An 8,297-nucleotide genomic window follows, 5' to 3' on the forward strand; every position below is an offset into this window, starting at 1 on the left:
GTGCATGACGCAAGTCACGGTGAAACAACTGGCCGATGAGGTCAAAACACCGGTAGAGCGCCTGTTGCAGCAGATGCGTGAGGCAGGTCTGCCGCACACCGCCGCCGACGAAGGTGTGAGCGATAGTGAGAAGCAGTCTTTGCTGACTCACTTGAAGAGCAGCCACAAGGCGAAAGTGGAAGAACCGCGCAAGATTACATTGCAGCGCAAAACCACCAGCACCCTGCGTGTTGCTGGTAGCAAGAGCATTAGCGTTGAAGTACGCAAGAAGAAAGTCTTCGTACAGCGCAGCCCGGAAGAAATCGAAGCCGAGCGCAAACGCGAACTGGATGAACGTCGCGCAGTAGAAAATGCTGCTCGTCAGAAGGCTGAAGAAGAAGCCAAGCGTCGCGCCGAAGAAGAAGCGCGTCGCCAGCCTGCTGCTGCGCAACCTGCTGCCACTGACGCGGTTGCCGCGCCTGGTGCTCCTGTTGAAGCTGTGCGTGAGGCCGCTCCGGTTGCCGCCGCACCTGCTCCGGCAGCTGACGCTCGCAAGCGCGACGAACCTCGTCGTCCGGACAAACCACGTGCTGACGACAACAATCGTCGCGGTGGTGGTGGCGATGGCGAGCGTAAAAACGCTCCGCATCGTGCCTCGGTCAAAGAGAAAGCGCCTGCTCCACGCGTTGCCCCACGTACTACCGACGAAGAAAGCGATGGCTTCCGTCGTGGTGGTCGCGGCAAGGCCAAGCTGAAAAAACGCAACGCCCACGGTTTCCAGAGCCCAACCGGCCCTGTCGTGCGTGAAGTGAAGATCGGCGAGACCATCACTGTTGGCGATCTCGCTCAGCAAATGTCGGTCAAGGCTGCTGAAATCATCAAGTTCATGTTCAAGCTGGGTACTCCGGCCACCATCAACCAGGTACTGGATCAGGAAACTGCCCAACTGGTTGCCGAGGAGCTGGGCCACAAAGTGACCCTGGTCAGCGACACCGCCCTGGAAGATTCCCTGGCCGAGTCCCTGAAGTTTGAAGGTGAGGCTGTTTCCCGTGCACCGGTTGTGACCGTAATGGGCCACGTTGACCACGGTAAAACATCCCTGCTCGACTACATCCGTCGTGCCAAGGTTGCTGCAGGCGAAGCCGGCGGTATTACCCAGCACATCGGCGCTTACCACGTTGAAACCGACCGTGGCATGGTGACGTTCCTTGATACCCCTGGTCACGCCGCGTTTACCGCAATGCGTGCCCGTGGTGCCAAGGCGACCGACATCGTGATCCTGGTGGTTGCAGCAGACGACGGCGTGATGCCACAAACCATCGAAGCCGTTCAGCATGCCAAGGCAGCTGGCGTTCCTCTGGTGGTTGCAGTGAACAAAATCGACAAGCCGGGCGCTGATCTCGATCGCATCCGTAGCGAACTGTCGGTGCACGGCGTGACCTCCGAAGAGTGGGGTGGCGACACTCCATTCGTACCGGTCTCCGCGAAGATGGGTACTGGCGTTGACGAACTGCTTGAAGCTGTTCTGTTGCAAGCCGAAGTACTGGAACTGACCGCTACCCCATCGGCTCCTGGCCGTGGTGTTGTGGTTGAGTCCCGTCTCGACAAGGGCCGTGGCCCGGTTGCGACCGTTCTGGTTCAAGACGGTACCCTGCGCCAAGGCGACATGGTGCTGGTCGGTTCGAACTACGGCCGTGTACGTGCCATGCTCGACGAGAACGGCAAGCCAATCAAGGAAGCCGGCCCGGCTATCCCGGTCGAGATCCTCGGCCTGGACGGTACCCCGGACGCTGGCGACGAGATGAGCGTAGTTGCCGACGAGAAGAAAGCCCGTGAAGTGGCTCTGTTCCGTCAAGGCAAGTTCCGCGAAGTCAAGCTGGCCCGTGCTCACGCTGGCAAGCTGGAAAACATCTTCGAGAACATGGGCCAGGAAGAGAAGAAGACGCTTAACATCGTCCTCAAATCTGACGTTCGTGGTTCCCTCGAAGCGTTGAACGGCGCCTTGAACGGCCTGGGTAACGACGAAGTGCAAGTGCGTGTTGTCGGTGGCGGTGTCGGTGGTATCACCGAGTCCGACGCCAACCTGGCACTGGCTTCCAACGCTGTACTGTTCGGCTTCAACGTGCGTGCCGATGCTGGCGCTCGCAAGATCGTCGAGCAGGAAGGCCTGGACATGCGTTACTACAACGTCATCTACGACATCATCGAAGACGTCAAGAAAGCCCTCACCGGCATGCTTGGCAGTGACGTCCGGGAGAACATCCTGGGTATCGCCGAAGTGCGTGACGTGTTCCGCTCGCCGAAATTCGGCGCGATCGCTGGTTGCATGGTTGTCGAAGGCACCGTGTACCGTAACCGTCCAATCCGCGTACTGCGTGAAGACATCGTTATCTTCGAAGGCGAGCTGGAATCCCTGCGCCGCTTCAAGGATGACGCTTCCGAAGTTCGTGCCGGTATGGAATGTGGTATTGGCGTCAAGAGCTACAACGACGTCAAGGCTGGCGACAAGATCGAAGTCTACGAGAAGGTCCAGGTTGCTCGCAGCCTCTAACTCGCGTACTTCCGGAGCCACGCCGCGTGTGGGCATGCAAATGCCCCGCGCAGCGTACGGACTCTAAACGCAACGCCCGGTCTGGCTTTTGTCAGGCCGGGCGTTTGCCGCTTTCAGACCCCACGGGTTTCACCGTGTGGCAGTAACAGGTAACAAGACATGGCAAAAGAATACAGCCGTACCCAGCGTATCGGCGATCAGATGCAGCGCGAGCTGGCCCAACTGATCCGTCGCGAAGTCAAAGACCCGCGCGTTGGCCTGGTCACCATCACCGCCGTTGAAGTGAGCCGTGACGTAGGTCACGCCAAGATCTTCATCACCGTGATGGGGCAGGACAGCAGCGAAGAAATCGCGCAAAGCATCAAGGTGCTCAACTCTGCCGCGGGTTTCCTGCGCATGCAGTTGGCCCGTGAAATGAAGCTGCGCAGCGTTCCGCAGTTGCACTTCCACTACGACGAAAGCGTCGTGCGTGGTGCGCACCTGTCGGCACTCATCGAGCGCGCCGTGGCTGAAGACAGCCAGCACCCGTCCACACCTGAAGACGCCAAGGAGTAAGCGGTGGCTCAGGTCAAACGTATCCGTCGCAACGTCAGCGGCATCATTCTGCTCGACAAGCCCATTGGCTTCACCTCCAATGCCGCCTTGCAGAAGGTCCGCTGGCTGCTTAATGCCGAGAAGGCCGGGCACACCGGCAGCCTCGACCCCCTGGCCACCGGCGTACTGCCGTTGTGCTTTGGTGAGGCCACCAAGTTCTCGCAATACCTGCTCGATTCCGACAAGGGTTACGAAACCCTGATGCAACTGGGCAAGACCACTACCACGGCCGACGCCGAAGGTGATGTTCTGCAGGTTCGCGACGTGACCGTTGGTCGTGCTGATATCGAGGCTGCCTTACCCGCTTTTCGTGGGGAAATCAGTCAGATACCGCCGATGTACTCGGCGCTCAAGCGTGACGGGCAGCCTCTTTACAAGCTGGCACGTGCGGGTGAAGTAGTGGAGCGCGAACCGCGTTCTGTTACTATTGCGCGCTTGGAATTGCTCGCCCATGAAGGCGACACTGCCCGCCTGGCCGTGGACTGCAGCAAAGGCACCTATATCCGTACCCTGGTGGAAGATATCGGTGAACAGCTCGGTTGCGGCGCATACGTTGCAGAGCTGCGACGCACCCAGGCCGGTCCTTTCAGCCTGGCCCAGACGGTCACGCTGGAAGAGCTGGAAGCGGTACACGCCGAAGGCGGCAATGAAGCGGTTGATCGCTTCCTGATGCCATCGGACAGCGGTTTGCTGGATTGGCCATTGCTGCACTTCTCGGAGCACAGCGCGTTCTACTGGCTCAACGGCCAGCCGGTACGTGCACCGGATGCCCCTAAGTTCGGCATGGTGCGGGTACAAGATCACAACGGTCGCTTTATCGGTATCGGTGAAGTGAGCGAAGACGGGCGCATCGCGCCGCGTCGACTGATTCGGTCAGAATGACCGAACGAGTGTGGCTGTTAACAGGCACGGTCAACACTCATTTTTAGATACAGGGATTTGTCCCTGGCCTGTTGAAACTGCCCTTTGGGTGGTTTCCTGAAAAAAGGATTGCCTCATGGCTCTCGACGTTCAAGAAAAAGCACAAATCGTAGCTGACTATCAGCAAGCTGTTGGTGACACTGGTTCGCCAGAAGTGCAAGTTGCACTGCTGACCCACAACATCAACAAGCTGCAAGGTCACTTCAAGGCCAACGGTAAAGATCACCACTCCCGTCGTGGTCTGATCCGCATGGTAAACCAGCGCCGTAAGCTGCTGGACTACCTGAAAGGCAAGGATCTGGGTCGTTATCAGACTCTGATCGGTCGCCTGGGTCTGCGTCGCTAATAAGCGATTGCGCTAGAGGTTGGTTGTCTGCCGTGTGTCAGTGGGATTCCCGCTGGCCCATGGCAGGCTCCCAGCCTCAAGTTTTATCTGGACACACGTTTTACCCTGGACAAGGGTTGGGCCGATTCCCGACATTGCCCAAGAATTTCGCAAGAAGACAAGTTCCCCAAGAGCCACAAAGAAGGTAGGACACCGTGAACCCGGTTATCAAAAAATTCCAGTTCGGTCAGTCGACCGTTACCCTCGAGACAGGCCGTATCGCCCGTCAAGCCTCCGGCGCAGTGCTGGTTACCGTTGACGACGACGTCACCGTATTGGTGACCGTAGTTGGCGCCAAGACCGCTGACCCAAGCAAAGGCTTTTTCCCTCTTTCCGTTCACTACCAGGAAAAGACTTACGCTGCCGGTAAGATCCCTGGCGGTTTCTTCAAGCGTGAAGGCCGTCCTTCCGAAAAAGAAACCCTGACCTCCCGACTGATCGACCGTCCGATCCGTCCGCTGTTCCCAGAAGGCTTCATGAACGAAGTGCAGGTTGTCTGCACCGTCGTTTCCACCAGCAAGAAGACCGATCCGGACGTCGCTGCGATGATCGGTACCTCGGCTGCCCTGGCCATCTCCGGCATTCCTTTTGATGGTCCGATCGGCGCTGCCCGCGTTGCTTTCCACGAAAGCACCGGCTACCTGCTGAACCCGACTTACGAGCAGCAGAAAGCTTCGAGCCTGGACATGGTCGTTGCCGGTACTTCGGAAGCCGTGTTGATGGTTGAATCGGAAGCCAAAGAGCTGACCGAAGACCAGATGCTGGGCGCCGTACTGTTTGCTCACGACGAGTTCCAGGTTGTGATCAACGCCGTTAAAGAACTCGCCGCCGAAGCTGCCAAGCCAACATGGGCCTGGGCTCCACAAGCTGAAGCGACTGAACTGCTGGGCGCTATCCGCTCCGAGTTCGGTACTGCCATCTCCGACGCCTACACCATCACCGTCAAGGCTGATCGTTACGCGCGCCTGGGCGAGCTGAAAGACCAGGTTGTAGCCAAGCTGTCCGGTGAAGAAGGCCAGCCTTCTTCCAGCGAAGTCAAAGCTGCATTCGGCGAAATCGAATACCGCACCGTTCGCGAAAACATCGTTAACGGCAAGCCACGTATCGACGGCCGCGACACCCGCACCGTACGTCCGCTGAACATCGAAGTGGGTGTTCTGCCCAAGACTCACGGTTCGGCCCTGTTCACCCGTGGTGAAACCCAGGCGCTGGTAGTCGCGACCCTGGGTACTGCCCGTGACGCACAGCTGCTGGACACCCTGGAAGGCGAGAAAAAAGACCCGTTCATGCTGCACTACAACTTCCCGCCGTTCTCGGTAGGTGAGTGTGGTCGCATGGGTGGCGCTGGTCGCCGCGAAATCGGTCACGGCCGTCTTGCTCGTCGTTCGATCTCTGCCATGCTGCCGGCTGCCGACGTGTTCCCGTACACCATCCGTGTTGTGTCGGAAATCACTGAGTCCAACGGCTCCAGCTCCATGGCGTCCGTTTGCGGTGCTTCCCTGGCACTGATGGACGCTGGTGTACCGATGAAGGCGCCGGTTGCCGGTATCGCAATGGGCCTGGTTAAGGAAGGCGAGAAGTTCGCCATCCTGACCGACATCCTGGGTGACGAAGACCACCTGGGCGACATGGACTTCAAAGTAGCCGGTACCGCTAAAGGTGTTACCGCGCTGCAGATGGACATCAAAATCAAAGGCATCACCGAAGAAATCATGGAAATCGCTCTGGGCCAAGCCCTGGAAGCGCGCCTGAACATCCTCGGTCAGATGAACCAGATCATTGGTCAGTCCCGCACTGAGCTGTCGGAAAATGCTCCGACCATGATCGCGATGAAAATCGACACCGACAAAATCCGTGATGTTATCGGTAAAGGCGGCGCGACCATCCGTGCGATCTGCGAAGAGACCAAGGCTTCGATCGACATCGAAGACGACGGCTCGATCAAGATCTTCGGCGAAACCAAGGAAGCGGCTGAAGCAGCACGTCAGCGCGTTCTGGGCATCACTGCCGAAGCCGAGATCGGCAAGATCTACGTCGGTAAGGTTGAGCGCATCGTCGACTTCGGCGCATTCGTCAACATCCTGCCGGGCAAAGACGGTCTGGTTCACATCTCCATGCTGAGCGACGCTCGCGTTGAGAAAGTGACCGACATTCTGAAAGAAGGCCAGGAAGTGGAAGTATTGGTACTGGACGTGGATAACCGCGGCCGCATCAAGCTGTCCATCAAGGACGTAGCAGCAGCCAAGGCTTCGGGCGTTTAATTACCCCGGCGCTTTACGTTGAAAGAGAGGACCCCTAGGGGTCCTTTTTTTATGGGCGCGGGAAAATGAAGCGAAATCAGCCGTTTACCCCAAGCCAAAAGCCGCAACTTGCATGCAGGCACGATGGGCTTCATGCAAGTTGCACGATTTCGGAAATCGGCATAATTCATATCTTATTGATTTTAAAGGGATTATTCCGATACCAAAACTTGGCACACTGCCTGCAATATCCCTGTTAACGCTGCAGCATCAAGGTTCACACACTGCAGACTTTTAATAAAACAGGAGTTACTCGTATGAAGAATTTCGCTCTCGCTACTGCTACCGCTCTGACCCTGGCCATGGGTGCTAACGTGGCCTTTGCACAGACTTCCCAAGCGCCAATGACCCTGGCTGCTGGTGAAGTGACCAAGGCTAAAGAATCCACTTCTGACACTTGGATCACCACCAAAGTCAAAGCTGACCTGCTGACTGAAAAAGGCATTCCTGGTGGGGATATCAAGGTTGAAACCAACAAAGGTGTGGTTTCCCTGTCCTCGACAGTCGCTATCTCTGACGCACAGAAAGCTACTGCTGTAGCCATCACCAAGAAAATCAAAGGTGTAACTGCAGTTTCCGCTGACGGCCTGCTGGCTGGCGGCGCAACCAAAGCCGACAACGTCGACAAAACCAAAAGCGCAGCTGCTGGCGCTAAAGAAACTACTTCCGATACCTGGATTACCACCAAGGTGAAAGCTGACCTGGTAACCGAGAAAGGCATCCCTGGCACCGACATCAAAGTCGAAACCAACAAAGGTGTTGTTTCCCTGTCTTCGACCGCAGCCGTTACCGAAGCACAGAAAACCACCGCGGTGAACATCACCAAGAAAATCAAAGGCGTTAAAGCTGTATCGGCCGATGGCCTGAAAGCAGAGTAACGCTTAACCAATCGACTGAACTGTACGTCGGCGGCGGAGAGTGAGTTAGATATCCACTCAATGCACCTCACGAGTTCATGCGACCGACCACACGGATGTGGTCATTGCAGGCCCCGGCACTTGTGTCGGGGCCTGTTCTATTGTGGGCTTGGAAAATCGCCAGGCCTACAAAGCACAAATGTGGGAGGGGGCTTGCCCCCGATAGCAGTCGTTCAGTCAACGTCACATCGCCTGATACACCGCCATCGGGGGCAAGCCCCCTCCCACATTTGGATTTGTGTTAGTTATGGATTACTCGGCATCCAGGTGCATTGGGGTAACAACACGACCATCCTTCTCCGCCTGCCCCAGGTTGGCATCGATGAAGTAAACCCGGTTGCTTCCAACTGCCCTTTATCCACCAGATAGTCCTTGATGGTACTGGCGCGGTCTTGGCCCAGCTAACACTTTTGTGAGGGCCTGTTCTATTGTTGGCTTGGACTAAAATCGCCGGGCCAACATAGATCCAAATGTGGGAGGGGGCTTGCCCCCGATAGCAGTCGTTCAGTCAATGTCACATCGACTGATACACCGCCATCGGGGGCAAGCCCCCTCCCACATTTGGATTTGTGTTAGTTATGGATTACTCGGCATCCAGGTGCATTGGGGTAACAACACGACCATCCTTCTCCGCCTGCCCCAGGTTGGCA

The 8,297-nt window shown here is 57.1% G+C and carries 6 protein-coding genes; all 6 read left to right on the forward strand.

The features are described from left to right. Positions 1–4: 4 nt before the first annotated feature. The 6 genes from infB (at position 5) to GIW02_RS08970 (ending at position 7,608) form a co-directional block, all read left to right on the forward strand. Positions 5–2,530 carry a translation initiation factor IF-2 gene (gene infB, locus GIW02_RS08945; protein WP_236410793.1) on the forward strand — a complete coding sequence of 842 codons (2,526 nt, stop codon included), beginning with the start codon at positions 5–7 and terminating at the stop codon, positions 2,528–2,530. Positions 2,531–2,689: 159 nt separating this feature from the next. Further along, the gene (rbfA, locus tag GIW02_RS08950; protein ID WP_016973761.1) at positions 2,690–3,085 is read left to right on the forward strand and encodes a 30S ribosome-binding factor RbfA; all 396 of its coding nucleotides are present in this window, start codon (positions 2,690–2,692) and stop codon (positions 3,083–3,085) included. A gap of 3 nt (positions 3,086–3,088) precedes the next feature. Beyond that, positions 3,089–4,006 (forward strand): tRNA pseudouridine(55) synthase TruB, encoded by a 918-nt coding sequence (gene truB / locus GIW02_RS08955; protein WP_236410792.1) that lies wholly within the window; start codon positions 3,089–3,091, stop codon positions 4,004–4,006. 115 nt (positions 4,007–4,121) lie between these two features. Beyond that, on the forward strand, positions 4,122–4,391 hold the full coding sequence (rpsO, locus tag GIW02_RS08960; RefSeq protein WP_003177875.1) for a 30S ribosomal protein S15: 270 nt from the start codon (positions 4,122–4,124) through the stop codon (positions 4,389–4,391). Positions 4,392–4,585: 194 nt separating this feature from the next. Beyond that, complete coding sequence (gene pnp / locus GIW02_RS08965) at positions 4,586–6,691, forward strand: polyribonucleotide nucleotidyltransferase (RefSeq protein WP_236410791.1); 2,106 nt, start codon at positions 4,586–4,588, stop codon at positions 6,689–6,691. A gap of 296 nt (positions 6,692–6,987) precedes the next feature. Then, a complete protein-coding gene (locus GIW02_RS08970) occupies positions 6,988–7,608 on the forward strand; it encodes a BON domain-containing protein (RefSeq protein ID WP_236410790.1) in 621 nt (206 codons plus the stop codon). The last annotated feature ends 689 nt before the right edge of the window (positions 7,609–8,297 follow it).

The sequence above is a fragment of the Pseudomonas syringae genome, from assembly GCF_021606685.1.
Lineage (GTDB): Bacteria > Pseudomonadota > Gammaproteobacteria > Pseudomonadales > Pseudomonadaceae > Aquipseudomonas > Aquipseudomonas syringae_R.

Coding starts and splice junctions, on each gene's coding strand:
- infB (WP_236410793.1), top strand. CDS start 5: ATGACGCAAGTCACGGTGAAACAACTGGCCGATGAGGTCAAAACACCG.
- rbfA (WP_016973761.1), top strand. CDS start 2,690: ATGGCAAAAGAATACAGCCGTACCCAGCGTATCGGCGATCAGATGCAG.
- rpsO (WP_003177875.1), top strand. CDS start 4,122: ATGGCTCTCGACGTTCAAGAAAAAGCACAAATCGTAGCTGACTATCAG.
- GIW02_RS08970 (WP_236410790.1), top strand. CDS start 6,988: ATGAAGAATTTCGCTCTCGCTACTGCTACCGCTCTGACCCTGGCCATG.